This window comes from Luteimonas terrae (genome assembly GCF_031457535.1).
GTDB classification, from domain to species: Bacteria; Pseudomonadota; Gammaproteobacteria; order Xanthomonadales; family Xanthomonadaceae; genus Luteimonas; species Luteimonas terrae_A.
In genome coordinates this window covers 262274-287886 of the sequence record NZ_JAVDWO010000002.1, presented here as the reverse complement: position 1 = coordinate 287886, position 25613 = coordinate 262274, and the positions used below count along the sequence as shown (strand labels likewise).

The window sequence follows — 25613 nt, the reverse complement described above, 5'->3', positions numbered from 1 at the left end:
TCGACGCTGACATCCCTGTGAATGGATTCAGCATGGTCATCCCCGTCACCGACACCGGCCGCGTCTACAGCGTTGCGCAACAGACCGCAGCGCCGCCGCCACCGCCGGTGGCCCACGACTACCGCGCTGGCGACCATCAGCTGAGCAACGACGTCCGCGGCACGACGCCCGGCGCCGACGACCAGCTGTTCGCGATGATGGCCAATGGCGCCTACGCGCCCGACAGCCCCGAATACCAGCAGGCGCTGCAGGATGCGGGCTGGACCGCGCTGGAGCCGCACGCCGACGGACTCAGCCTGACCGACCAGCACGGCAACCGCATTCCGATCGATCCGTCCCTGCTCAGCGACGACCGCTCCGGCTTCCACGCCGAGATCTACCAGCACGAGGACGGCGGCTACGTGGTCGCCTATCGCGGCTCGGAGCTCGGCACCGACCCGAGCCAGTACATGGACTGGGTCAACAACGGCCAGCAGGGCCTGGGCATGGATGCGTCCCAGTACAGCAGCGCTATCGAACTCGCCAAGCGCGCCGAGCACGTGCTCGGCGACGGCAATGTCGCACTCACCGGGCACTCGCTCGGCGGCGGTCTGGCGTCTGCCGCGTCGCTGGCCACCGGCGCATCCGCCGTCACCTTCAACAGCTCGGGCCTCAGCAACGAAACGCTCGAGAGCCTCGGCTTCAGCCCCAATGCGATCCGCGAGAGCGCTGCCGAACAAGGGCAGGTGCGCCGCTACGCGGTCAACGGCGATCCGCTGACCGGCGCGCAGGAAGACGTGCCGCTGCTGCCGATCGTCGGCTCGCCGCCCGATGCCGTGGGTTATGCGCTGCGCATCGATCCGCCGCCGGGCACCAGCTTCGGCGGCCTGCACGGCGGCGGCGGTCCAGATGCGGTGTATGTCGAAGCATTCGATCACGCCAGCCCCACCGATCCAGCACGCGGCCCCAGCAACGGCGACGTGCTGGGCGGTCTGGTCAACACCGGCATCGATACCGCGGGCGGCACTGTGGCCACCGGCATGGATGCACTGGGCGACCAGATGCGCAGCGGTCCCGGTGCGACGCCGCAGAGCTGGGTGGTCGGCAGCCTGCTCAACGGCGCCAGCCCGCTTGTCGAGCAGGGCAGCGATCTGATCGGCGACGTGGTCGGCGCCACCACCGGCTTCGCCAGCGATGCGGGCATCGCCGGTCTCGAAGCCTATGGCGATCTGCAGTTCAACACCCTGGCGTCGGGCATCCGCGAAGTCGTCGATCTCGGCGGCGATGTCGCCGGCACTTTCTCCGAACTCAAAGAGGGCGCCGGCGATTTCATGACCGATCTGTCCCAGGGCCGCGGCGTGGCGGCGGGCTTCGGTCTGCTGGGTGATGTCGCCGATGCCGGCGTCGGCACCCTGGGCGACATCGCCGACGGCGCCGTCAGCCTGATCGGCGATGGCGCGCAGAACAGTGCCAATGCCACCGGCGGCTTCGTGCGTGATCTCGGCCGCATCACCGGCTTCGAAACGCCGGCCAATGCCGTCGCGGGTGTCGTCGAAGGCACCGGCAGCGTGCTCAGCAACGTGGCCGACGGCGTCGGCACGGTGCTCGACGTGGGCAGCGACAAGCTCGGCGATGGTCTGGAAGCACTCGTCGATATCGCGGGCGATGTGGGCCAGGGCGTGAGCGACTTCGCGGGTGACGTCGCCCAGAGCGCCGCCGACGGCGCCCGTGACCTCGGGCGCGGCATCGCCAATGGCGCGGGTCGTGCGTTCGATGCACTGAACCCGTTCAACTGATGCCGCGTGCCTGACGCAATGCGCCAGCCGTATGTGGCGCACCGCATCTCCATGTGGCGTACGCACCCGACCACCGCAACGCGCTTAACGCGCGCTGCGGCATGCTGCCCGCCATGACCCGTCGCCCATTTCCGCTTCCGCACCTGGCACTGGCCGCGCTTATGCTGGCCGCTTCCGGTTGCACGCAAGGACACGAATCCATGACCACGGACGCGCGCATATTCGAAAATCCCGCGCAGGCGCAGTTCGTGACCGCGCTGCGCGCCGGCGATGACGCGCTCGCCCGCGAGCTGCTGGCCTCCGGCGCCAATCCCGATGCCATCGATGCAGACGGTACGCCCGCCCTGAACTGGCTGATCCGCCAAGGTGATCGCGATGCGGTGCGCCTGCTGCTCGATCTCGGCGCCGATCCCGCGCGCGGCGACGCCAAGGGCCGCACCGCGCTGCACGAAGCCGCGATGTCGAAGAATGCAGACTGGATCGACCTGCTGCTCGAACACGGCGTGCCGGTCGACGTGCCCAACACCCGCAACGGCCAGACCGCGTTGTTCGAGGCCCTGCGCGCACGCGAGCCCGACAACATCGACCGCCTGCTCGCCGCCGGCGCGCAGGTCGATGTGCGCGATCGCGCCGGCACCACGCCGCTGCACCAGGCCGCGCTCGTCAACGACATTCCGTCGGTGAAACGCTTCATGGAAGCCGGCGCCGATCCCCGCGCCACCGACGACACCGGCGCCACCGTCGCCAGCTATCTCTACGACGGCGATCCGTCCGTGCTGGCCGCGCCTGTGCGGCGCGATTACGAGTGGATCCGCGAGCGCCTGGGCGCAACGCCGAAACACTGAGGCGCCGACGCACACCGGACCTCGGCCTGCCTGATCCCGTCATTCGCAGCACCGCAGCCGCCGTCGATTCGAGGCCCTTCGCAGCGCGTCTGGCACGATGCCGCTCCGTTCGCCGCCCTGCGCCTGCCATGACCCGACTCCTCACGTGCCTGCTGTTGCTGGTGCTCACCGGCTGCGCCTCGCAGGCGCCGCTGCAGATGCAGCGCAGCCCGGATGACGTGCGCGCGGAACTCCTGCGCAAGCTGCCGGCCAGCCTCGACGACCGCGCCGGCTGGGCCAACGACGTGTATGTCGCGCTGACCGCGCAGGACATCGCCCCCAGCAGCGAACATCTGTGCGCGGTGCTGGCTGTGACCGAGCAGGAAAGCACCTACACCGCCGATCCCGCGGTGGCCGGCCTGCCGAAAATCGCCCGCGCCGAGATCGAACGCCGCGCCGCCGCGCTGCACGTGCCGGGCTTTCTGCTCAACGCCGCGCTGCGGCTGGACTCGCCCGCCGGCCGCACCTACGCGCAGCGCCTAGAACGCGTGCGCACCGAGCGCGAACTGAGCGAACTCTACGAAGACTTCATCGGCATCGTCCCGCTCGGCAGGCGTCTGTTCGCCGGCCTCAACCCGGTGCGTACCGGCGGGCCGATGCAGGTGCGCATCGACTTCGCGAAGACGCACGCGCGCGGCTATCCGTATCCGGTCGAGGGCGACATCCGCCGGGAAGTGTTCACCCGGCGCGGCGGCCTGTACTTCGGCACGACACATCTTCTGGGCTATCCCGCGAACTACGACACGCCGCTGTACCGCTTCGCCGATTTCAACGCCGGCTGGTACGCCAGCCGCAATGCGGCCTTCCAGAACGCGGTGACCGAAGCCTCGGGCATCGAACTCGCACTGGATGGCGACCTGCTGCTGCCGGGCGCGAACCTCGACAACCCTGGCGCCACCGAACGGGCCGTACGTGCGCTCGGCGGCCGCATCGGAATGGACAACGCGCAGATCCGCCGCGCGTTGCAGCAGGGCACCGAACTGGACTTCGAAGACACCGAGCTCTACGCCCGCGTGTTCGAACTCGCAGATGCCGCCGCGGGCACGCCGCTACCGCGCGCCGTACTGCCGGGCATCGTGCTGGACAGCCCGAAGATCACCCGTACCCTGACCACGGCGTGGTTCGCCAACCGGGTGCAGGAACGCTGGGAGCGGTGCATGCGGCGCTGAGTTTGGCGGGCGCACCCGCCGGTGACGGACGCGATCTCCGCAGTCGTCTGCGCTGGCTTACGGCAACGCGTCCGCAGGCCGCGCCGCACCACCGGTGAACGTACCGCCGGCCACATCACCCGGCTGCCAGCCGCGATCGGTATCCAGTCCGGTCACCCACCAGGTGTGCGCGTCGATGCGCAGCGGCCCGCGCACGCGCTCGTGGAAACGCGTGGGCAGCATCACGCCGTCGAACGCGCGATAGCCGGTCATCGTGGTGTCCACGTGCGCGCCCTGCGTGGTCGGGAATCCATTCAAGGTCAGATGCACGCGATGCAGCAGATGCGTCTGCGCATCGAACCATGCGATCACCGTGTCGTTCGCGGCCTCGCCGAAGCCCGGCGCGATCTCCACCCGCACGCGCTGATAACGCGTGCCTGCCTCGTCGACATCGGCCATGCGCGTCACCTGTGTCGCGCGCGCGGCCAGGAACGTCGGCCCGAAGTGGAACAGCTCGAACGCATCGGTGGTCATCGCTGCCGCCTGCAGCGTGTCGGTGCCGGTCGCGCGCACGCCGTCGTAATACACCTCGATGCCGCCGCGCGTGCGCAGCACCTGTTTCGTGCCCTTCGGCCCCTGGTAGCGGATCGCGTGCATGCCGCTCGACGGCGCATAGCGCGTCTCCGCAGTCACCCGATACCCCGCGTCGGTGACCACCGGCTGGATGCGCTGGATCAGCGATTCCCAGCGCCCGTCGCTCGCATAATTCAGATCGCCGCTGCGCGTTCGCAGATCACCGCCATGCGCCGCCACGCTGCGCGCCAGCACTGCAGCGCCATCGAGCCCGTCAGCGGCGGCATACGGCGCCGCCGCCCGCGGAAAGCCCGTCGCACAACCGGCCAGCCACAGGCCCGCCACCAGCATCACCACACTCCGGATCACGACGTGCATTGCAGACGTTCCTTGGATTGGTCTGCACGGCTTACGGCGTATGGGGCGCAATGGATCCCGCCGCGGCAAGGCCGGAGATCGAATGAAGTGAACCTGGGGCTGCTATCCGCTCGCAACCACGTTGGGTCTCGGCGCTTCAGCCCTGCCACGATCTCCGATACATCGACGCCCGACGCAGGCTGCAAACCCAGGTGCTCGCGTTCCCTGCGCGACAGGGCCGCCCTCGCTGCGGACGTCGCGCGCCTGCAACGTGCGCGGTAGCGCCGAGCCGATGGCATCGGCGCCGTAACCCCGGGCTCGCGCAGCACGCCGCGGGGCACGGCTGAAGTCTCCCGGCCGCATCGGCTACTCGGCCCGCTGGGCGTCGCGCTCGCGCGCTTCCTCTTCTTCCACCGTGTACAGCGACGCCGGCAGCGCCTCCAGCCGCGCGCGCGGGATCGGATCGCCGCTCTCGTCCGACCGCCCGTACGTACCGTCCTCGATCTTCTCCAGCGCGCGCCGCACCGCGTCGAGCTGCATCAACGCGTGCGCGCTCACGGCGCGGTTGTTGTCCTGCAGCGCGATGTGCTGCGCGTCGCCGCCACTGGCGTGGCTCTGGTTCGCGCGCTCGGACTGCAGTTGCAGTTCGTCGTCGTGGCGGAACTCGCCAGACGCCTGCAGCTCGGCCTGCAGGGTCTCCAGCTGCTGACGCTGCTGCTCGATGAACTCGGGATCGAGCGGTGTGTCTTGCTTATGCATGGCGTGCTCCTGGAAACAGCTGGGATGAGCGGCGAGTGTGACAACCAGGCGGTGACGACAAGGCGCGCATCGCCCAGCGTGACGAAGTGCGCCGCTGCGCCCAGCGGCGGGTCGTTGGCGCTCAGGAATGCGTCGAACGTCAGCGACGTGCCGTCCAGTTCCAGCGTCAGGAACTGCGCGTGTGTCTTGTGCTGGCTTCCGCCGCAGGCGGTGAGCGCGCACATCGCGACAAGGCAGGCAAACGCCCGAACGTGTGCGTTGACCTGTTTCATCGATCGCTCCTTGATCGTCGTGTTGCAGTCAACGTCACCGAACCTGGCGCCGCCGCGCCCAGTTACGCCGTCAGCGCCACCGCGTCCGCGCCTGCGGGAAACTGCAGCTGTCCCGATGCATCGTGCGCCGCCTGCCACACCGCGTCGGCGACGTCTTCCGGCTGCGTGACGGCGGTGAGCCGTGCGAAGCCGTCGAACACGCGCTGTGCGAAGGCCGCATAGGGCTCGGTCACCAGGCCCGCCATGCGCGCGGCGCCGTTGTCGGCGAAACGCGTGCCCGGGCAATAGCCGGGCGCCACCAGCTTTGCCCGCACACCCACCTGCGCCAGTTCCAGCGCCAGCGACGAGGTGAAGCCGGCGATCGCCGCCTTGCTGGCCGTGTAAGCAGCTACCAGCGGGAACGGCGCCAGCGTGGCGCTGGAGGTGATGTTGACGATCGTGCCGGCACCGCGTGCGCGGAACTGCGGAATCGCGGCCTGGCACATCGCCATCGTGCCGAAGGTGTTGGTCTCGAAAATCTCCCGCACCGTCGCCATCGGCGTCGCCTCGAACGCGCCGAACAGGCCCAGGCCCGCGTTGTTGACCAGCAGGTCGATCGGCCCGGTCGCTTCGAACACCGCGGCGATGCTCGCGGCATCGGTCACGTCGAGCGGCAACACGCGGATGCCGCTGGTGCCGTCGAACAGATCGGCGCGCGGCTGGCGCATCGTCGCGATGACCTGCCAGCCCTGCGCCTGGAAATGACGGGCGGTGGCCAGGCCATAGCCCGAGGAACAGCCGGTGATCAGTGCGGTCTTCATGGTGAAACCCTCGTTGCGTGGATGAGGGGCCATCGTGGAACCCGCGGGCCGGATGATCGATACTCGAACGTCCGCTTTTCTGTCGTGGTCGTCCGGATGCGCGATCCGCTGTCGGAGATCATCCACCTGCTGCACCCGCGAGCGGCGTTCGCCAACGTCATCAGCGGTCGCGGCGCCTGGGCGGTGCGCTATCCGCACTACGGCCGGCCGAGCTATTGCATCGTGCTCGACGGTGGCTGCCGGCTGGCCGTCGACGGCCAGGCCCCGTTCGACATCGCCGCTGGCGATTTCGTCCTGCTGCCGGCCACGCCGGCCTTCACCCTGTGCAGCGACGAGACAGTGCCCCCCGTGCTGCGCGATCCCGACGCCCTGCCCAGCGACGGCAGCGAGATCCGCTACGGCGACGCCGACGGCCCAGCCGACATGCGCGCGCTGGGCGGCGCCTTCCTGTTCGACCGCGACGATCCCGCGCTGCTGGTCTCGCTCTTGCCGGCAGTGGTGCATGTGCGCGGCTCGTCACGGCTCTCGCAACTGGTCGCGATGGTGGCGGAAGAAACCCGCGTACTGCGGCCGGGGCGCGAATCCGCGCTGGCACGCCTGGTGGAACTGCTGTTGATCGAAGCCATGCGCAGCGCTCCCCACGACGCACCGCCCGGCCTGCTCAAAGGCCTCGGCGACGAGCGCCTCGCCCGTGCGCTCAGCGTGATGCACGCGCACGTCGAGCGGCCGTGGACCGTCGCCGCACTGGCCGATGCCGCGGCGCTGTCACGCTCGGTGTTCTTCGAGCGCTTCACCCGCACCGTGGGCGTCGCGCCAATGGCCTATCTGTTGGCGTGGCGCATGGAGGTCGCGAAGGACTTGCTGCGGCGTGGCGATGCCTCCATCGCCGAGGTGGCCGAGCGCGTCGGCTACGGGTCCGCCAGTGCGTTCGGTGCGGCGTTCCAACGGCATGTCGGTGCGTCGCCGCGGCGCCATGTGCGGGCAGCCGGTCCGCGCCCTGGGTGAGCGTGGCGAAACCCCTTCCGCGCGTGCGTGCCGGCTGGGCGACGCACCGGCAGCACGGGCGAATGCGTAAGCCGCTGTCGTCTGCAAGCTTCGGAACGAACCCGTTCCGGCGAATGCCACCGCTGCAGTCGCAGCATGTGCCGCGGTTGTCCAACCCTCACCTTTGCGCGATAGTTGACAGCGTTGTCAGCGCAGGGCATCGCCGCTCTGCATACGCCACGCATTCGCCTGGCCACGCCGCGCGGAGGGCGCATGCAGATCCAACATCCCGGAGGTGACGGTGCGCGTACACGCGTGCGCCTGCGCGAGAAGGTGGGCTACGGCATCGGCGATTTCGGCTTCAATCTCTACTGGGCCAACATCTCCGCGTTCCTGCTGATCTTCTACACCGACGTGATGGGCCTGGCCGCCGCGGCGGTGGGCACGATGATCCTGGTCACGCGTGTGTTCGACGCCGTCACCGATCCACTGATGGGCGCCATCGCCGATCGCACCCGCACGCGCTTCGGCCGCTTCCGGCCTTACCTGCTGTGGGGCGCACTGCCGCTGGCCTGCGCCGGCGTGCTGACCTGGACCGTGCCCGATCTCGGCGACACCGGCCGGCTGGTGTGGGCCTATCTGACTTTCAGCGTGATGATGCTGGCCTATACCGTGCTCAGCACGCCCTATTCGGCGCTGTCGGCGGTGATGACCAACGACAGCCAGCAGCGCACCACGCTGATCAGCTTCCGCTTCATCGCCGCATTCGCCGGCACCACGGTCGTCAATGCGTTCACGCTGGATCACGTGCGCTGGTTCGGCGGCGGCAACGAGGCCCTGGGCTGGCAGCTCACGCTGGGGCTCTACGGGGCGATCGCGTCGCTGCTGTTCGCCACGGTGTTCTTCAGCACGCGCGAGCGCATCACGCCGCCACCGCAGCAGCGCAGCGACGTGCGCCAGGACCTGCGCGACCTGCTCGACAACCGGCCGTGGATGGTGCTGTTCGTGCTGGCGCTGGTGATCATGGTCACCATCGTCATGCGCAGCGGCGCCACCGTGTACTACCTCAAGTACTACCTCGAGCGCCCCGAGCTGACCGGCTGGTTCCTCGGCAGCTACTCGGTGGCGCTGGCGGTGGGCGCGGCGCTCACGCCGGTGATGACGCGCTTCGTCGACAAGAAACGGTTGATGGTGTGGTTGATGGCCGCCGTGGGCGTGCTCAGCTGCGCGATGTTCCTGGTGCCGCGCGATGCGATCTGGCTGCTGTTCGTGCTCAACACGCTGGTCGGCCTGGCGCTGGGGCCGAAATCGCCGCTCGCGTTCTCGATGTACGCGGACTGCGCCGATTACACCGAATGGAAGACCGGCCGCCGCGCCACCGCGATGACGTTCTCGGCCGCTACGTTTTCGCAGAAGCTCGGCGGCGCGATCGCGGCGGCGGTGATCGGCTGGGTGCTGGCAGCGATGGGGTATGTGGCCAACGAGGCGCAGTCCGATGCCTCGCAGCTGGGCATCGCACTGCTGCTGACCGTGATCCCGGGGATGATCGCGTTCTGCGCGGCGTTGGTGATGCGCGCCTACCCGCTCGACGCGTCGACGATGACCGAGGTGCAGGACGCGCTGGATGCGCGCAGGGCGGAGCGCGCATGAGCACACTGCAGTACGGCTTCACCGACGACGGCCGCACGTTCACGATCGACAGCCCCACCGCGATGCCCCACGCATCGGGCTTTCTCTGGAACCGGCGGATGATGGTGCAGGCCACCTGCCGCGGCTTCGCCAGCGCGCAGTTCATGCAGCCCGAACCCGCGAAGTACGCGCACGCGCCCACGCTCGAAGCGCGCAGTTTCATGCAGCCCGAGCAGCCGGTGTACGCGCACCATCCGGGGCGCTTCTGTTACGTCAAGGACGAGGACGACGGCACGCTGTTCTCGCTGCCGCACGAGCCGGTCCGCGCATCGGCCGACGCCTTCGCGTTCGTCGCGCAGCCGGATACGCTCACCTGGCGCATCGAGCGCGACGGCCTGACGTTCGAGTGGCGACTGACGCTGCCGGTCGAGGATGTCGCCGAGCTGTGGACGCTGCGCGTGCGCAACGCTTCGGGCCGCACGCGGCGGCTCAGCCTCTACCCCTATTTCCCGGTCGGCTACATGTCGTGGATGAACCAGTCCGCGACCTGGCGCGAGGACCTGGGCGGCATCGTCTGCAGCAGCATCACGCCCTACCAGAAGGTGGAGGACTATTTCGTCCAGCGCGACTTCATGGACCGCACCGTGCTGTTGCATGCCAATGCGCCGGATGCATGGGACGCACGCCAGGCCGCGTTCGAAGGCGAGGGCGGGCTGCATGCGCCGGCGGCGATCACGGATGCGGAATTGCTGGGCCGGCGCGATGCCGACTACGAAATGCCCACTGCGGCGCTGCAGTACCGCGTGGTGCTCGCCGATGGTGATGCGCACGAAGAACGCTTCGTGTTCGGCCCCGCGCGCGACGACGCGCAGATCCACGCCTTGCGCGCGACCTATCTCGTGCCCGGTGGTTTCGAAGCGGCGGCCGCCGCGTATGCCCAGTACCTGTCCGCCGGGCGCGGCTGCGTCGACATCCGCACCCCCGATGCTTGGCTGGACGCCTTCGCCAACCACTGGCTGCCGCGACAGGTGTACTACCACGGCGACGTCAACCGCCTGACCACCGATCCGCAGACGCGCAACCTGCTGCAGGACCACATGGGCATGGCCTACCTGCAGCCGGAGACCGCGCGCGCCGCGTTCCTGCGCGCGCTGTCGCAACAGGCGCCCGGCGGGGCGATGCCCGACGGCATCCTGCTGGTCGACGGCGCGCAGCTGAAATACATCAACCAGATCCCGCACACCGATCATTGCGTCTGGCTGCCGGTGTTCCTGCAGGCCTACCTCGACGAGACCGGCGACGATGCCCTGCTCGACGTACCGGTTGCCGATGCCGAAGGCCATGTCGCCAGCGTGGCCGCGCGCGTGGACCGCGCCATGCACTGGCTACTCTCGGCGCGCGATGCGCGGGGCTTGAGCTACATCGCCCAGGGCGACTGGTGCGACCCGATGAACATGGTCGGCTACAAGGGCCGCGGCGTCTCGGGCTGGCTGACCCTGGCCACCGCGCATGCCCTGGGGCTGTGGGCCGGCATCCGTGCGCGCCATGCCGGCGACGCTGAGGCCGAGGTCTTCGTGCAGGGCGCGCGCGACTGCAACGACGCCGCCAACGCCCACCTGTGGGATGGCGACTGGTACGCGCGCGGCATCACCGATGACGACGTGACGTTCGGCGTGCAGCGAGACACCGAGGGCCGCATCTATCTCAATCCGCAAAGCTGGGCGATGCTCTCGGGCGCGGCCGATGCCGGGCGACGCGAGCAGCTGTTCGCTGCGGTGGACTCGCAGCTGGTCTCGCCGTACGGCGTGGCCATGCTCGACCCGCCCTACACCGGCATGCGCGACGACGTCGGCCGGCTCACGCAGAAATTCCCCGGCTCGGCCGAAAATGGCTCGGTCTACAACCACGCCGCCGCGTTCTACCTGCACGCGCTGTATGAAGTGGGCGATGCCGACCGCGCGTGGCGCGTACTGCGCGCGATGCTGCCCGGCCCCGATGCCGACGACCTGCTGCAACGCGGCCAGCTGCCGGTGTTCGTGCCCAATTACTACCGCGGCGACTGGCGCGGCCATCCGCGCACCGCGGGACGCTCCAGCCAGCTGTTCAACACCGGCACTGCGGCGTGGCTGTACCGCTGCCTGATCGAAGGCCTGTTCGGCCTGCGCGGCGAAGGCGACGCGCTGCGCATCGCGCCGCAGCTGCCGTCGCACTGGTCCGAGGCCTCCGTGGTGCGCCGCTTCCGCGGCGCCGAAATCGAGCTGCACGCCCGGCGTGTCGCGGGCGTGTCGACTGCGCGCGTGTTCGTAGACGGACAAGGGCTCGACGCACCACTGCTGCGCGGCATCGTCGCCGGTGCGCGGTATCGCGTCGACGTGGAACTGCCGCAATGACGCCGGCGCCGCAGGTGGTGATCGCGATGGGCGTCTCGGGCAGCGGCAAGACCACGCTGGCCCGCCTGCTGGCAGAGGCCTGGCAGGCAACATTCCTCGATGCCGATGACATCCACGATGAGGCCGCCCGCGCCCGCATGGCCGCGGGCTTGCCGCTCACCGACGCCATGCGCGACCCGTGGGTCGCACGCATCGCGGACGAACTCACGCGGCGCGTCGCGAACGGCGAACGCGTGGTGCTCGCCTTCTCCGGCCTGCGCCGCCGCCATCGCGACCGCCTGCGAGAGACCGGCCTGTCGCTGCGCTTCCTGTTCCTGCACGGCGACAAGACGTTGATCGCCGCGCGCATGCAGGCCCGCAGCGGGCATTACATGCCGGCGTCGCTGCTCGACAGCCAGTTCGAGACGCTGGAGATGCCGGCCGGCGAAGCGGATGTCGTGACGCTGGCGATCGACCGACCGCCGGCCGAGGTGCTGCGCGATGCGCTCGCGGCTTGCACTTGACCGTCCAGCTGCAGGAAGAAGGCACCGGACCGCCGTGGGCGAACGGTCAAGCTGATGGTCTGGTAAGTGAATCTGGAACCGTTATCGCCGATGTCGCGTTGTGAGTTTTCCGTAAGCCGGAGGCGCGGTGGCCATGCATGCGCTTACGACCAGAGGCCGCTCAGCTGATTGATAGTGCCGAGCGCCAGCCCTTGAGTAGGGCTGATCGGCGCCGCCTCCGCGACGCAGCCGGAAACGCCCAGCGACTCGCGCGACTGATCGACCGCAGTGCGCGCGGCGTCGACCGCCGCATTGGCGGCCTGCGACGCTTGTGCCGCGAAGTCCGCGAAATCCTGCGCGGCCGCGGCATTCGGGTGGGCGGCGGCGATGCCGGCGATTTCAGCCGCGGCCGCCTGTGTCTGTTCCGCAGCGTTCTGGGCCGCCGACAGGTGCGCCTCCGCCGCGCAAGCCTGGCCTGCCTTCGCGGCCTCGGTCGCTTTCTCGCTCAGCCCGATAGCAGACGTGTCCTGCATCGACTCGAGCGCTGACGCTGCCGCCTCGTTTGCTGCCGCGTCGGCGCTGGCGCCGGCACCACCGGCGCTTCCCGATCCACCGACGCCTGAGGCGCCACCCATTCCGTCCGCCATGTCGATGCTCCAAGTCCGTGTACGGATGCGCCCGAGCGCTCAGGCAGCATGATGCAGAGCGCACGGCGCTCCGGCATCTAGGGTATGCCCGAGGTGTCGCAGCGCTGTTCAAGCGACATTTGCCCAGCGATACCGATGGCCGTTCGACTCGAGGTGGCCGCGATAGTTTTCCGCTGGATGCAAGCCGCTGCGGGCTTGTTCAACGCATGGGCTGGACGGGCGGGGCAAGTGAATCATTCTTCCCCGTCAAGTCCCCGATCCTCTATCGAGCGCGCTTGGACAGGCGCCCGGTGAGGCGAAGGCCATCCCTCATGTTCAATCCTAGAAGGGTGAGGTTCGCCGCGCCGGCGATCAGCTCCAGAGCTTGGATGGAGTAAAAAAGTGCGTCCGTGCGCCCCGCCTCCACGAGACGTGCCAAAACGATCGCGCACGGAAGAAGCACAAGCAGCCCATTGGCTGCAGCAATTCGGGTTCTGCGTTTCTTCGAGTCGACCAAGCGCCCGGGACGCCCGCTAGCGAGGGAAAATCCGCTGGCAGCAGTGATGATCATGCAGGGAATCAGAATCCACATGCCGCGGAGGATGGTGACCTTCACGACCGCTATTTCCTGATAACTGGTGAATAGTTCCGCCATCACTGTCGACAACCAGAAAGTCGCGATGCAAAGCAGCGCCACGGCACCGAATGCTGCATGAAAGGCCGATTTCATCGGGTGGCCTCTGTACTCGGCGGTTCGAGGAGTTCCAGCATCCGTGTCAGGGTTTCGATGGCTGCCTTCGCATCCCGGGCGTTGAAGTGGGCGGCCATCTGGTCCGCGCATTGCGTCCACAGGTCATCGGCTTGGCTATAGAGGCGCTGGCCTCGAGCCGTCAGGCGATAGAGCGGTGACCGCTTGTGCGCTGGGTTCGACACGGCTTCCACCAGGCGTAGGTCTGCCAGCACGTTTAACTGCTTCTGCGCACCCTGTCGGGAAACCCCCATCGCGTCGCCCACCTGAGGCGCCGAGAGCGGTTGGCCAGCCAAGGCGATCGCGCCGAGCATCTGCCAACGCGCGCTAGTCAAACCCAGTGGCCCCACGAGCCGATCGCCCCATTGAATAAGAGCGCCATTGGCGCGGAAGACGGCGAGCGCGAGTTGCGTAACGGCAGCGGCATCACAGCGGGCAGTCGACGGTAGACGTTCTGGCTTCTTCATGGAAACCAGTTTCCACTTGTGTAAACTGGTTGTCAACCAGGCGGCTATGCTCGCTTGGCCTACCCCAACCCAGGACTCGCCATGACTATCCTCAAGCCGCTAGACCCGTCGTTTCCAATTGATCGGCAGCTCGGCCTCGACGCTTCACCAGTCGTCCTCGTCAACCTGTTCTTTGTTGATGGCCCGAACGAGCAGGCGCTCATCGACACCTGGGCGGAGGATGCCGCCTTCATGAAGCGGCAGCCGGGGTTCATCTCAACCCAACTTCACCGCGCAATCGGCGACAGCCCCACCTATTTCAACTACGCCGTTTGGGAATCCACAGATGCCTTCCGGGCTGCGTTCTCGCACCCCGAGTTCCGCGCCAAGCTTTCCTCCTATCCGGCATCGACTGTCGCTAGCCCACACCTGTTTCAGAAGGTGGGGGTATCCGGAATCTGCACCGCGTGACAGCGGGCGAGGGCACCCGAGCGAAGAAGCATCTCGCCCGTGATCGCGTCCGCATCGGTTAGGCAACGGCCCTCAGAGAGAAGCCCGACGACGCTGTTGCAGTCATTCAGGCCTCGGTCTGCTCCGCCATATCCAAGGCATCCTCGACCTCAATTCCGAGGTAACGGCCGGTGCTCTTAAGCTTGGTATGACCTGGCGCCCGTGAATGCATGAGCCTTCCGGCCAATCAACGCCGCATCCCTGTCTGCTTCTGGCCGGAAGCGGACAGGCGGCCTACCTTCGGCTCCCCACCTACCACGGCCCCATCTGGGGGCTACTTCTGTGCGCTGCCAGTCGCAATCGCAACACGTTCGGCCAAGAGGCTACCGGTCGTCGCGAGCACTACCGCGACTCCTAAGCTGAAGGCGAACGCCAGAGAGGGAGACTGCTTTATCAACGCTGCAAACGCTGCACCGCTGAGTGCCAAGGCAGTCGTCGTCGTCATCGCCGCGCTCAGGCGTAGCGAGGCGCCCACGCTGCCATGGCTGCCGGGTGCCGCCATGGCCAGGGTAATGACCGACAGGGTTGGCGAAATCAGGCCCATGCCTGCACCTGAGAAAGTCCAGCCCAATGGTGCAAGCCAGAAGGGCAACGCCGGATGGATCGCTAGCATCGATACCAAGATGCCGCCGGCCAGCAATGCATGGCCATTCCTGAGCAAGCTAGTCGTGCTGACACGCTCGTGGACACGCGCTCGGTACATCGCCCCCGCGGTCCAGCTCAAGGCACCTGCAGTCAAAGCTAGACCGGCGACACTAAGCGCAATGCCGCGATGGCGATGCAGCAGCAGAGGAATGAAGGCCTCAGCTGCGAAGAAAGCGCCCTGCGAGAGTCCGCTAAGGGCGACCGCCGCGGGTAGGCCTGGTTGAATCAACAGTGTTCCTCTCGGCAGGAGCACACGCGCAGAGACGTACAGGGCTGCCACGGCGATGACTACGAGTGCAGCCTGTAAGACCGGCACCACTTTGGGCGCGGCCCCATGATCCTCGGCTTGCCCGAGCATGTGTAACGCCAGAGCGCCAAATGCAGCCACGATGGCCCATATCAAATGCCGGTCCTGTGGACGTGCGGCATGCGCGCTTCTCGTCTTTAAGCGTAGTCGCGCTAAGAGGACCAGCGAAGGGACGGCGAGCCCTGCCACAACCACAACAGCCCATCGCCAACCGAATAGCTGAGCAATGGTCCCGCTGATGCCGGAGGCCAGCAAGGAGGGCAACACCCAGGCCGCTGAGAAGGCCGCGAAGATCCGCGAGTGGAGGGCAGGCGGATATACGTGCCCAACGAGGGCATAGAGGGCTACGGCGAGCATTCCTGACCCCAGCCCAGTGACGAGTCGTCCTGCAAGCATCCACGCCATCGAGGGGGCCATGGATGCCAGCAACAGCCCGCCGACAAAACAGATGCCTCCCAAAAAGACAGATTTGGAGGGTGATTCGGTATCGGCCCAACGGCCAGACGCCACCATGCCGATGAGGGATATAGCCAGAGGTCCTCCGAAGGCAAAGCCATACAACGAGACGCCTTTGAGATCCGACACTGCCTGGGGCATCACCGTCGCGTTACCCATGGCCTCGTAGGCGATCAGCGACACCAACCCGACGATACCGATGGTCGCAGTTCTGAACTGGATGCCGAGCAATCGAGGCACGTCAGCCTCCTTCAAGGCTGCTCCCTGATCTTCTCCTCTTCCCATCCGCCGCTTCCGTTCAAATCCAGAAGACCGGAGTATCGAAGCTCAACCATAGTTGAGGTCAACCTCTGTCCAGTCTCTATGCAGGTGGGCCCGGATGCGTTGCGCAGTAATCACACTATTGGTGGTCGGATAAGCCGCCTATGCTTCCCCAGCGCAACGGCGGCCTCCGGCCAACAGTCGCCTAAGCCGACGCTGCTGCAGCGCGGCTTAACTCTGGTGTTATGCGGAAGAGCGCGACATCGCCAATTGTTGTGTTCGATTCCGATCTCGCTCTGACCGGGTGGGATACCCGCGGAGCGGTTCTTTCGCTGGCTCTATAAGGCTTGGACGCGTCTGTTATCTCGAGGAGGTTCCGCCGCTAGGGTTCGCCCCAGCGGGCGCGCACTTGTCGGCGCACTACGATGGGAGTGTCAAAACACTTGGAAGACCCCGCATGGATGTGTGCAGCACTACCGAGCGCAACAGCCTCGCGACAGAGATACGCTCCGCAGAGCCACTTACTGAGTTTGAAGCATGGCAGGTCCGCGCGGAGTTCAGCGGTCGCGTCACCGAGCTCGTGACAGGGCTTAATACGCTACTGGATTCGATCGCCGCCCGAGAGGAGCTGATGGACGTACAGGTCGAACTCGGCGTGCACGACATCGCAGGGCGCAGCGAGACCGATTACCGCGAGTCGCTTCGTCAAGACCCGGTGTACAGCGAGATCCGGGCTGCCAGCGCCGAGCTCGCGCAGTATCTGGATGAGGAACTGCCGCACGCGCTGCCAGCCTTCGAGCCTCCGCCGCTGCTCGCAACCGCTCCGCGCGACGATACGGCGCTGCTGCAGGCGGCATACACGGCACTCAATCGCGCGACAAGTTATGACGCGACCGATCCTTCAACCCTCGAGAATGTGCATTCGGTGCTCGAGACAACCATGAAGGTCTACGACAACGTCGACCGCGCCGTCGGATTGTTCGGCGGGACCATGCCGGTCATGGCTGAGCGAATCTCCCAGGCCGTCACTGCAACGACTGCTGTCAGCGATCTTGTCAGTGGAATCAGTCGCATGCAGCAGGGGAACTACAGTGCAGGCACTATGCTGGAGACGGGACTGGCGGCAGGCGAACTCGTCGGCGGGGCGGCCTGGCTGGCCGGCCGGACCGTTCCGGGACTCGGCCCGGCGCTGGTGGTCGGAGAGCTGTTCGATAAGGTCGTATCCACAATCGAGCAACGCGCGCAGTTCCAGGCGATGACCGCCGAAGGTATGAGCGCAGCCGGTCTGCCGGCATCCGTAGTAGACGGGCTCGCTGGCGCCGATTTCGCCAGCATCCGTGCCCTGCAATCGGCAGGGGTCACGCGGGAACATATCCTCGAGCTGAGCCAGACAGCGCCCAACGCGTTGGGCATGCCAGTCGAACTGACCGCGGCGCTCGTCGAAGTACTTCCATTGCGGGGCGAAGCGCTCGCGGACGCATTGGCTGTTGCGGGCACACATGTGGAGCCGCTGTTCCACACCGCTGCAGCAATCGCGCACAGTGGCGAGCGGGGACCGACCACACCCGAGAATTTCGCCACATGGCTCGAGATGGGTCCCGAGCCGCTCGCGCCGCCGCTCGAAGCGTTCAATGAATTGCTTCGCGACTCCGACTGACGGAAGGGTTGGGCGGCCGGCCAGCCATGCGAAATGGACCGGCGATTGGGCGCGCGCAACTTGTATCGAGGGAGTACGCAAGCCAAGCCGCGTGCGCAGGGGCAGCGCAGCCTGCGCCGCACTGCCCCTGCAGCCTTACTCAGTGCAGGCGCACGCCGTATCCCTCGGCAGAGACATCCGGGTCCGGACGGTGGGCTGCGAGACGTGCAGACATGCCGCCGCCGATGTTGCCGTAGGCCGCAGGCATCTCCCGCACGCGTGAACCTCCGCCAGACTTCGCATCGAGCACCTGATCCTCGATCTGCCGGATCAAATCCTTCATCTCCTCCGCACCATCGAAGATCGCCGCGCCCATCACGGTGATGGTGCCGTCCGCGACGTCATTGCCGCCGCTGGCCATCAGCAGATCGCCTTGCGCACGCAGCAGATCGAGCAACCGGTCGGCCTCGTCCACCTGATCCAGCGTCATGCCGAAGTCGAAGTCCTTGTGGCCCTCCGTATCCGAGCCAGCGGACTCGGCGTCCTCGCATTCCATTTCCTCGTCGCCGTCGTCTGCATCCTCGGCATCGCGTTCCGCAGCGGCCGGTTTGCCTTTGGCTTCCAGCCGCGCCGGCCAGGACACCGTGTCCAGCACCTGCTGCACCTGTTCGGCCAGCAGTTCCAGACACCCGGCCAACGCGGGGTGGTCGATCTCGGGGCCGTCTTCTTCTTCGTCCACGCGTGGCTCCGCCAGGCGTGACAGGAACACAATGTGCTGGTGCAGTTTGCGCAGCCGGAAATGGCTGTCCTCGGGCAGCAGGTAACCCAGCGCGCCACGCGTCTTCGTATCGGACTTCGACATCGTCGTCTCCTCATTCCCTGAAGTGCCCGTCCACGGACGTGGACGGGAAGTCGGGAGGTTAGAAACCGCTAACAGTCGGCGGGCGTATTTCCCCGAAGGGTGTTGTATTAGCCGCCCTCCCGACGCAGGCATCGCGTCGGTCCATGCCCGCAAGCGTACGGGCACAAAAAACCCACCAGATTGACGGAGGTGGGGACCGCTGTTAGGGGAGTTTCTACGCTCCTTGAGAAAGAGTCTGCTACGTGCGGCGCGAAGTGGTCAAGTCCAAAGCGCGTGCTATCAAAGGATTCCGCTGTAGGGATATGCCGCGCCTTGTGACTTCTGATGCATTGACGTTCCAATCGATACAGAAGGCTCAAGAATCGAGCGCGCTAGTTACGAAAATTGCACTCTGACGCCTGCTCCTTACCCCTGTTCCGCGTCGACCGGAACATCGGGTTGGCCCATCAGCGTCTGGCGTCCGCGATCGACATGAAGCGGCACCACGCCAGCCACAACCCGGCGCAGGAAGTGATCAAGTAAGCGCGCGAATCGCTGCGCAAGGCAGAGCAGCAGCGCGAACTCAAGCTCAAGGAACTCGCCTAGGCCGAGGCCGAATTCCAGGCGCGTCGTCCGCGTTGATTCGCGGGCACTCCACTCTGACCCCGTTATTGCGAGCAGCTGACGCAATCGACCTCCTACCCGGGGCGCGCCTTCTAAGTTTTGCCTTGAATGAACCTGGCACTGGTTCATACATGGTGCGAAGGAAGCAGCGCACCCCAATGCGATCGGGCATGATCGAAGCGGAGCGTTTCCGCGGGCGAATGGAGTCAGGGATGACGTATAGAAGCACTGCAGCGCTTCTTCTTTGCTTGACGCTTGGAGCGGCGGCAGGCGCCCAAGAGCCAATCATCACGATGACTCCGCCGGAGGGGGATGCAGACCGCGCACTTGCAACTGCCGATCTTGCCGCGCTTGAGCGTCTGGCGATTGAGGCTCTCGAACCGGCGGATCAAGCACTCCTGGCGGCATACGCCGCGCGAGTGAGGGGCGACCTTGCAGCGTCTGATGCGCAGGCGCTGCTGTGCTCGGATCTGGCCCGGCGCGATATCCCGCGCCTGTACGAGCGCGAGGCGAAGTGCCGATCGCTATTTGCGGGAAATGCTTTGATCCGCGGCGACGCGGTGGAGTGGGTCCGGCGATTCAAGAGCGCGCTCACTGCGATCGAGGATCATGCCCGAGAGCAGGCGCACAGCGCGTTTCCGGGAAAATTCATCGCGAACGCGCGCGTCGGCTTACCAGGGCTGTGGTCGCTGCCGACGCTTGCAAATGTGCCTCCTGTTTACAGGATGGGCGCTGGCCGCAAGACGCTGGAGCGCGTGCCGTATCAGGCTCAGGGGCGTAGCGATGCTAGTGTGCCACGCGGGCCGTTCTCGGTCCGGGCGACGGCGAACGGGGTGGAGGCCGACTTCGTGTTCGACACGGGCGCCCCGATCGGCTTGGTTGGCGGCACGCTCGCCGCCCGCCTCGGGCTTGACCAAGGCGAAGGGGGCTCCGGCGTAGTGCAGATGGATCTGCACCTCCAAGGCAAATCGGTGAAAGCCCGTCTCGCCACGTTGGACCGTCTCCAGATTGGCGCCTTCGAAGCCCGACACTCGACAATTCTGATCTCGACGGATCCTGAGATGCCGAACGTCATTGGGCTCAACCTGATGCGCAACATGGGGCCCCTCCGCCTGTCCGAGACTGAACTCGAACTTGGCGCAAGCGCTTCTTGCGATGAGCGTTTCTTGCTCGCGACGGATACCGTCGGCCTTAAGCAGTTCGTCATCGCACCAGTCGATGTGAGCGGCAGCGCGGTGATGGCGCATATCGACACTGGTCAACCAGCGCTGCTGTTCCAGTTTGATCAACCGAGAATTGCGCCTTGGGAAGCCGAGTTCCAAGGGGTCACCGTCAACGGGCAGCATGGACATGTCAGTAACGGCCCGAGGACGTCACGCTATGGGACGCTCCATAACGTCGGCGCGGGCGTCCTGGCAGGAAGTGACCTGTTCCTGGATATCGGGGCCTCGCACCTGTGCTTTGAGCCGCTGCGCGGATCTTGATCTTGCTTAGCGCTGTGAGCGAGACGACGACGTCCGGCAACCACGACGGCAGCAACACCTCCAACGTAGATCGCAATGCGCAGACGACGGGGAGCTCCATCCGCCTCGCCGTGAGTGAACCTGGTTCCGATATCACCTCTGCACGCGAAAGCTCTTCTCGACCATGCGCATCGGACGCGAAGCGCTGGTCAGACGATGGCCGCTTGAACCCGTATCCAGATGGCTGGACCGCATACGATCCCTTCCGCCGGCTGTCCTCGCTCAGATGGCCCTGACGCGATGAGAACGTGGGGAAACCTTAGAACCTGGCACCGCTAGGCCGCCGAGGGCTGCAACTCTGAAAATCTAGTTCCATTAGACCCAGCGATAAGCTATTTATGCGGTGTCGTCCCTTAAATTCCATTCACCAATTGCGTTTCACGCATGGCAATAAGCAGCCGAGGACTCACTATGAAGAAAAGCTTTGAAAGCCAGTTGGTAGAATATCTGGTGACTAACTATTTTGACGGGGGAAGGGCGGAGTTCGCCGAACACACTGGCTATTATAAAGTTCAGGTGGACAATTGGATCGGTGGAAAAAATAAGCCGCAAAAGGCTACTGTTCGCCACCTGCTTTCTTCTTGTATCGCACCTGAGTTTCGAGTTGCCGCCGAGTTCAAGCACGTGGACATCGATCTCGCATCGCAAATTCGACCTGAGCTCAAAAAAGCATTAGGCGATCACACGGTTAGCTCGGGGGTCTATGCATTCTACGATTCAATGTGCTCAGTCGTTTACATAGGAAAAGCGAGTTCCGGATTTCTTGAAGAAATGTATCAACAGCTAAAGGGCCCGCTTGGCGTCTCACTTCCGAAAAGAGTGAGAAAGACGCCATTTAAACGTTGGGAAGTTGTGAGATATATTTCGGCTTACGAAGTGCCATTTGTAGATCACCTTGACTACCCGAAGCATGTAGAGGCGCTTGTCCTAAGGCTTTCCAAGCCAATCGGCAATAAAATACTTGGCTCATTGAACAAGTCGAACCCGCCGAAAGATCACGGAACGGCGCGTAAGATATGAGAAATTGGTTGGGCGGCGGGCGGCATAACCGAAGTACTAGGCCCTGAATACAGATAACTGCCACCGCAGAAAATGGGCATGCAAATAACAAGCAAGGAACTCAACAGTCACCATAATTCCCGTGCTCGACTGCAGCAGAAGGAGAATTCTCTTTGACGATTGAACAAGAGCTTACCGCGATATTACGGGCGGCTCAGGCCGGTCCATTTCTTTTCGTCGGCTCAGGGTTTTCGCGCCGATATGTAGGGCTTGAGGATTGGAAGGGCTTGCTTTCTCGATTCTGTGTGACGGGGCGCCCTTTTGAATACTATCTATCAGCGGCAGATGGCGATTTTCCAAAAGCTGCTTGGCTTCTGGCAGAAGCATTCAACGAGTATTGGTGGTCGGCGCCTGAGTATACTGAATCCGTGGCTAGGGATAAAAGCAAAGTAACAAATATTACTTCAGCCCTTAGGCTCGAAATATCGAAGTACCTCTCTAGCTTGGACCAAGGAAAAGCAAAATCTTCTGTGCACGCAGAAGAGATCGAATTATTAGCTGGACTGAATGTTGACGGCGTAATAACGACAAATTGGGATCTGCTCTTAGAGCAGATTTTTCCTGACTATCGCGTCTTCATAGGGCAGGAAGAGTTGCTTTTTTCCAACCCTCAGCAGATTGGCGAAATTTACAAAATACATGGCTGCTCAACCATGCCATCTTCGCTAGTTCTTACTACCGATGACTACAATACCTTTCATGAGAGAAACGCATATCTAGCCGCAAAACTTATAACTATTTTTGTTGAACATCCAGTTATTTTTATTGGCTACTCAATATCTGATGAGAACATACTAAGCCTTCTGCGGGCCATATCGGTATGCATTGGGAGGGAAAATATTGAGAAGCTTCGTCGTAATCTGATATTCGTGCAGCGCCTTGGGCTCAGTGATTCTCCAGGAATGTCAGATACGTACCTGACGATAGACGGCGTGCAAATCCCCCTTGTTTTGGTGAAGTCTGACGATTTCAGACCGATTTACACGGCGCTCGGCGCTGTTCGAAGGAAAATTCCGGCTCGAGTGCTTCGCTACTGCAAAGAGCAGCTTTACTCATTAGTCAAATCAGCTGAGCCCGAAAAGAAACTATGCGTAATTGACTATGACGACGTAGAGAAAAATGCAGAAGTTGAGTTTCTGGTAGGTGTCGGCGTATCGGAGCTGGCAGGAAAAGCAATAGGGGAGATCGGCTACGGAAGGATAGAGGCGTCAGATTTGTTCGAAGACCTGCTACACAGCAATCGAAGCTTTGATGCTGGGCAGATACTAGATAATGTCATTGTCCCCGTTGGGAAAAACACCAAAAACATTCCTGTATTTAAGTATTTGTTCGAGCGCGGAATTGATGATTTTAAAAGTTACCAGGATTCCGGTCTTGCTTTAGATAAGTGGGTTGTTAGGAGTCCAGAAGAATTTAGGATTAAGAGCTATGCGAAGCCATTTTTCAAGCGCCGCCATCTTTCCCTGCAGGCCCTTATCGATGGATGCACCGCAGAGAATGCATCTCTTTATATTCCGTGGGTTGCTAGCGAGAAGCTTGACCTAGATGTGCTTCTGAAGTTCCTTATCGAAAATGAACATAAAATGGACTATAAGACGTCACCTTACGCAAGTAACTTTAGGAAAGTTGCCGTTATCTATGATCGGGCTAGGTGGGGCTGGGGCTAGGGTTCTATTCAATTAGTGCACGGTGCGACGTCCCCCCACTCCCCCGATACGCCGCAATTGTCTGCTCGGTACTCGGGTTCGACATCGCCAGCCCGTTGACGTACACCACCGGCGCGCCGCGTTTGAAGACAGAAATCGCGCGGTCGATGTCGCGCATCTGCTCGGGAGTCGGGTTCGCGACATCGAAGGCGATGCCGCTTTCGCGCTTTACCGGAATGCCCGCATTGCCGAGATCGCGGATCAACGCTTCGGCGCGCTTCGCCTGATCGGAGGGGCAGTTGGGCGGGGCCAGCACGAAGACCGTATTGCGCTGCATGCCGCTGGGCATTTCCACCGCAACGAAGACCGTCGCGTCGAACGCGGCCGCGCGCGCTGCCTCGCGTTTCTGCCACAGCTGGTGGGCACCAAACGCAGCGCAGGCCAGCATTAGGATCAACAGTATCCGCATGGCAGTTCCTTCTGGTGGTGAGTCAAGGGTGCGGGCTGCATGGCTTTGTCCAGAGGCTCATCTGCAGTGCTGGGATTCGCACGGCACCCCGTCCTTATCCCCGTCCATCTTTGTATTCGGGCAGTTGCGGATGAAGAACGTCGCTTCCTCGCATGACCGCATATGCGAGCAATGCGTACGCCCATCGCAACTGAAACTTTGGGCCGGCTTCGGCAGCACACGCGTGGGCGCGGCGCGTGATGGCGTGGCGTTCGCCGCGATCGGCATCACCGCCACAGGCCCCGGCTCGTAGAAGTGGCGATAGCCGCCCCACGCGGCGGCGATGAGCAGCAGCACGATCAGAAAGCGCATGGCGGGGCCTGCCTGATGGGTGGCGAAGGAGGACGGCGACTGCCGGCAAGATTCATCGCGTGCCGCGGCACTTGGGGAAGGCGCTGCAGCCCCAGAAGGTGGTGTTGGCGCGGCGGTTGCTGCGTTCGACCATCGCGCTGCCGCAACGTGGGCAGCCGGGTGTCGCGGCGAGGTTCGGGGCGGGGGTGTTGAAGGCGGGTGCGATGCGGGGCGCGGGCGTCGGCATCGGTCTCGACTCCGGAATGCGCGCTTCTTCCTGGATCTCGCGGATCATCGCCAGCAGGGTCGCGCCGTCAATCAGTTCGATCGGCTTGCCGGCCGTAAAACGCGCGGCGTCTCTGGTGAAACTGCCGACGGTGACGATGCGCACGGCGTGTGCGCCGTGGTGGGTGAGCAGGCCGTACATCTCGCGCACCACGTTCACCGGCACCTTCTCGCGGCGCCATTGCTTGCACTGCACCAGCGTGCGCTGGCCGTCCTTGCGCAGGATCAGGTCGATACCGCCGTCGGCGCCGCCCAGGCCGGTTTCCTCGACGCGGTAGCCCCGTCGGCGAAAGGCTTCGCCGACCAGGCATTCGAAGTTGCGCCAGCCAATGGTGGCGAGGCTGTCGAGGCCGGTGCGGGTATCGAGCAGGCGGCGGCGCTTGCGCCCGCGCACGAACGAGACCAGCGAGGCGACGGTGCACAGGGCCAGCACCGCCCATGCCAACGGCGCGAGGGCATCGGCCTGCGCGGCCAGCGCCTGGGCGAACGGCCCGTCCTGGCGCGCGAACAGCGCCGGAATGCCGTGACGGATGCCGGCGTAGCCGGCCAGGCCCACAACAATGCCGACCGGCCACGGTGATGCGGCCAGATCCTCCAGCGTGCTGCGGCGTGCGCGTCCCATGCGACTTCCCCTGTCCCCTGCGCCCGACGATAGCGCGAAGTCGTATGGACAGGGGCGTGCGGTGGCAAGGGGTCAAGGCGGCCGGCGCTGATTCCGCAAGCAGGGCTCAGACGCCAGGCCAGCCCCGGCCCGCCGCAGTTGTGGTTCGCGCCGTTGCTCGCTGCAGGCGCTGCCACGACACGACGCGTGCGGGCACGGAGCCGCCGGGCTATCGTGCCGGCCTGCTGACGAAGACGTGCCCATGAAGAAGAGCTACGACCCGCCGTTGACCACGAACCAGAATGCGCCGCTCTACCGCGTCGACCAGGGCATCCGGAAAGCGCAGGAACGCCTGGCATCCGCGATCGACATGAAGCGGCACCACACCAACCAGAACCTGGCGCAGGAAGTGATCAAGGAAGCGCGCGACGGCCTGCGCAAGGCCGAGCACCAGCGCGAACTCAAGATCAAGGAACTCGCGCAGAAGGATGCGGAACGGCAGGCCTGGCGGAAATAGGCGGAGCGCGGGCGGGCGTGTGGACGTTTA

The 25613-nt window shown here is 64.7% G+C and carries 25 protein-coding genes and 1 pseudogene; 14 read left to right on the top strand and 12 right to left on the bottom strand.

Annotated elements, in window-relative coordinates; genetic code table 11:
* The first annotated feature begins 32 nt into the window (after positions 1-32).
* The 3 genes from J2W68_RS03640 (at position 33) to J2W68_RS03630 (ending at position 3828) form a co-directional block, all read left to right on the top strand.
* The gene (locus J2W68_RS03640; protein WP_310232879.1) at positions 33-1775 is read left to right on the top strand and encodes a hypothetical protein; all 1743 of its coding nucleotides are present in this window, start codon (positions 33-35) and stop codon (positions 1773-1775) included.
* Between the two features lie 200 nt (positions 1776-1975).
* The gene (locus J2W68_RS03635; RefSeq protein ID WP_310232877.1) at positions 1976-2620 is read left to right on the top strand and encodes an ankyrin repeat domain-containing protein; all 645 of its coding nucleotides are present in this window, start codon (positions 1976-1978) and stop codon (positions 2618-2620) included.
* A gap of 128 nt (positions 2621-2748) precedes the next feature.
* A complete protein-coding gene (locus tag J2W68_RS03630) occupies positions 2749-3828 on the top strand; it encodes a DUF1615 domain-containing protein (RefSeq protein WP_310232876.1) in 1080 nt (359 codons plus the stop codon).
* A gap of 57 nt (positions 3829-3885) precedes the next feature.
* On the opposite strand, the gene J2W68_RS03625 is transcribed toward J2W68_RS03630, so the two are convergent.
* The 3 genes from J2W68_RS03625 to J2W68_RS03615 all read right to left on the bottom strand — a co-directional run bounded on the left by J2W68_RS03625 (position 3886) and on the right by J2W68_RS03615 (position 6568).
* Entirely contained in the window at positions 3886-4758 is an 873-nt protein-coding gene (locus J2W68_RS03625; protein ID WP_310232875.1) for a hypothetical protein, read from the bottom strand.
* A 345-nt stretch (positions 4759-5103) separates the two neighbouring features.
* Complete coding sequence (locus tag J2W68_RS03620) at positions 5104-5496, bottom strand: TraR/DksA family transcriptional regulator (protein ID WP_310232874.1); 393 nt, start codon at positions 5494-5496, stop codon at positions 5104-5106.
* Positions 5497-5830: 334 nt separating this feature from the next.
* Complete coding sequence (locus J2W68_RS03615) at positions 5831-6568, bottom strand: SDR family oxidoreductase (protein ID WP_310232871.1); 738 nt, start codon at positions 6566-6568, stop codon at positions 5831-5833.
* A gap of 96 nt (positions 6569-6664) precedes the next feature.
* Between J2W68_RS03615 and J2W68_RS03610 the strand changes: the two genes are divergently transcribed.
* From J2W68_RS03610 to J2W68_RS03595, 4 genes are all read left to right on the top strand, one after another.
* Positions 6665-7573, top strand: coding sequence for an AraC family transcriptional regulator (locus J2W68_RS03610; protein WP_310232870.1), 909 nt, complete (start codon positions 6665-6667; stop codon positions 7571-7573).
* 252 nt (positions 7574-7825) lie between these two features.
* Positions 7826-9202, top strand: coding sequence for an MFS transporter (locus J2W68_RS03605; RefSeq protein WP_310232869.1), 1377 nt, complete (start codon positions 7826-7828; stop codon positions 9200-9202).
* Positions 9199-11571, top strand: coding sequence for a GH36-type glycosyl hydrolase domain-containing protein (locus J2W68_RS03600; RefSeq protein WP_310232866.1), 2373 nt, complete (start codon positions 9199-9201; stop codon positions 11569-11571). The genes J2W68_RS03605 and J2W68_RS03600 overlap by 4 nt, the downstream gene beginning before the upstream one ends.
* Positions 11568-12074: a gluconokinase gene (locus tag J2W68_RS03595; RefSeq protein WP_310232864.1), complete on the top strand. Its 507-nt coding sequence runs from the start codon at positions 11568-11570 to the stop codon at positions 12072-12074. The genes J2W68_RS03600 and J2W68_RS03595 overlap by 4 nt, the downstream gene beginning before the upstream one ends.
* 143 nt (positions 12075-12217) lie before the next feature.
* Here the strand turns inward: J2W68_RS03595 and J2W68_RS03590 are convergent, their stop codons facing one another.
* The 3 genes from J2W68_RS03590 to J2W68_RS03580 all read right to left on the bottom strand — a co-directional run bounded on the left by J2W68_RS03590 (position 12218) and on the right by J2W68_RS03580 (position 13894).
* Positions 12218-12700: a hypothetical protein gene (locus J2W68_RS03590; RefSeq protein WP_310232861.1), complete on the bottom strand. Its 483-nt coding sequence runs from the start codon at positions 12698-12700 to the stop codon at positions 12218-12220.
* A 262-nt stretch (positions 12701-12962) separates the two neighbouring features.
* The gene (locus tag J2W68_RS03585) at positions 12963-13409 is read right to left on the bottom strand and encodes a hypothetical protein (protein WP_310232859.1); all 447 of its coding nucleotides are present in this window, start codon (positions 13407-13409) and stop codon (positions 12963-12965) included.
* The gene (locus J2W68_RS03580) at positions 13406-13894 is read right to left on the bottom strand and encodes a MarR family winged helix-turn-helix transcriptional regulator (protein WP_310232858.1); all 489 of its coding nucleotides are present in this window, start codon (positions 13892-13894) and stop codon (positions 13406-13408) included. Before J2W68_RS03580 ends, J2W68_RS03585 begins: the two co-directional genes overlap by 4 nt.
* An 81-nt stretch (positions 13895-13975) precedes the next feature.
* Here J2W68_RS03580 and J2W68_RS03575 point away from each other — a divergent pair, with 81 nt between their 5' ends.
* The gene (locus J2W68_RS03575; RefSeq protein ID WP_310232857.1) at positions 13976-14344 is read left to right on the top strand and encodes an antibiotic biosynthesis monooxygenase family protein; all 369 of its coding nucleotides are present in this window, start codon (positions 13976-13978) and stop codon (positions 14342-14344) included.
* 313 nt (positions 14345-14657) lie between these two features.
* On the opposite strand, the gene J2W68_RS03570 is transcribed toward J2W68_RS03575, so the two are convergent.
* Positions 14658-16031 (bottom strand): MFS transporter, encoded by a 1374-nt coding sequence (locus tag J2W68_RS03570; RefSeq protein ID WP_310232856.1) that lies wholly within the window; start codon positions 16029-16031, stop codon positions 14658-14660.
* Between the two features lie 478 nt (positions 16032-16509).
* On the opposite strand from J2W68_RS03570, the gene J2W68_RS03565 reads away from it, so the two are divergent.
* Positions 16510-17709, top strand: a complete 1200-nt coding sequence (locus J2W68_RS03565; protein WP_310232855.1) for a hypothetical protein — start codon at positions 16510-16512, stop codon at positions 17707-17709.
* Between the two features lie 139 nt (positions 17710-17848).
* Here the strand turns inward: J2W68_RS03565 and J2W68_RS03560 are convergent, their stop codons facing one another.
* Positions 17849-18550 (bottom strand): XAC0095 family protein, encoded by a 702-nt coding sequence (locus J2W68_RS03560; protein ID WP_310232854.1) that lies wholly within the window; start codon positions 18548-18550, stop codon positions 17849-17851.
* 405 nt (positions 18551-18955) lie between these two features.
* Positions 18956-19219: a hypothetical protein gene (locus tag J2W68_RS03555; RefSeq protein ID WP_310232853.1), complete on the bottom strand. Its 264-nt coding sequence runs from the start codon at positions 19217-19219 to the stop codon at positions 18956-18958.
* 146 nt (positions 19220-19365) lie between these two features.
* Between J2W68_RS03555 and J2W68_RS03550 the strand changes: the two genes are divergently transcribed.
* From J2W68_RS03550 to J2W68_RS03535, 4 genes and pseudogenes are all read left to right on the top strand, one after another.
* Entirely contained in the window at positions 19366-20637 is a 1272-nt protein-coding gene (locus J2W68_RS03550) for a retropepsin-like aspartic protease (RefSeq protein WP_310232852.1), read from the top strand.
* A gap of 139 nt (positions 20638-20776) precedes the next feature.
* Positions 20777-20920: pseudogene (locus J2W68_RS03545) on the top strand (IS4 family transposase); the annotation flags it as partial.
* A 167-nt stretch (positions 20921-21087) separates the two neighbouring features.
* The gene (locus J2W68_RS03540) at positions 21088-21696 is read left to right on the top strand and encodes a hypothetical protein (protein WP_310232850.1); all 609 of its coding nucleotides are present in this window, start codon (positions 21088-21090) and stop codon (positions 21694-21696) included.
* Between the two features lie 152 nt (positions 21697-21848).
* Complete coding sequence (locus tag J2W68_RS03535; protein WP_310232848.1) at positions 21849-23402, top strand: SIR2 family protein; 1554 nt, start codon at positions 21849-21851, stop codon at positions 23400-23402.
* A gap of 4 nt (positions 23403-23406) precedes the next feature.
* On the opposite strand, the gene J2W68_RS03530 is transcribed toward J2W68_RS03535, so the two are convergent.
* From J2W68_RS03530 to J2W68_RS03520, 3 genes are read right to left on the bottom strand one after another with little or no spacing between them, the layout of a single operon-like run.
* The gene (locus J2W68_RS03530; RefSeq protein ID WP_310232846.1) at positions 23407-23850 is read right to left on the bottom strand and encodes a hypothetical protein; all 444 of its coding nucleotides are present in this window, start codon (positions 23848-23850) and stop codon (positions 23407-23409) included.
* A gap of 57 nt (positions 23851-23907) precedes the next feature.
* Positions 23908-24201: an excalibur calcium-binding domain-containing protein gene (locus J2W68_RS03525; RefSeq protein WP_310232844.1), complete on the bottom strand. Its 294-nt coding sequence runs from the start codon at positions 24199-24201 to the stop codon at positions 23908-23910.
* A gap of 52 nt (positions 24202-24253) precedes the next feature.
* On the bottom strand, positions 24254-25087 hold the full coding sequence (locus J2W68_RS03520) for a restriction endonuclease (RefSeq protein WP_310232841.1): 834 nt from the start codon (positions 25085-25087) through the stop codon (positions 24254-24256).
* Positions 25088-25328: 241 nt separating this feature from the next.
* Between J2W68_RS03520 and J2W68_RS03515 the strand changes: the two genes are divergently transcribed.
* Positions 25329-25583, top strand: coding sequence for a hypothetical protein (locus J2W68_RS03515; RefSeq protein WP_310232839.1), 255 nt, complete (start codon positions 25329-25331; stop codon positions 25581-25583).
* The last annotated feature ends 30 nt before the right edge of the window (positions 25584-25613 follow it).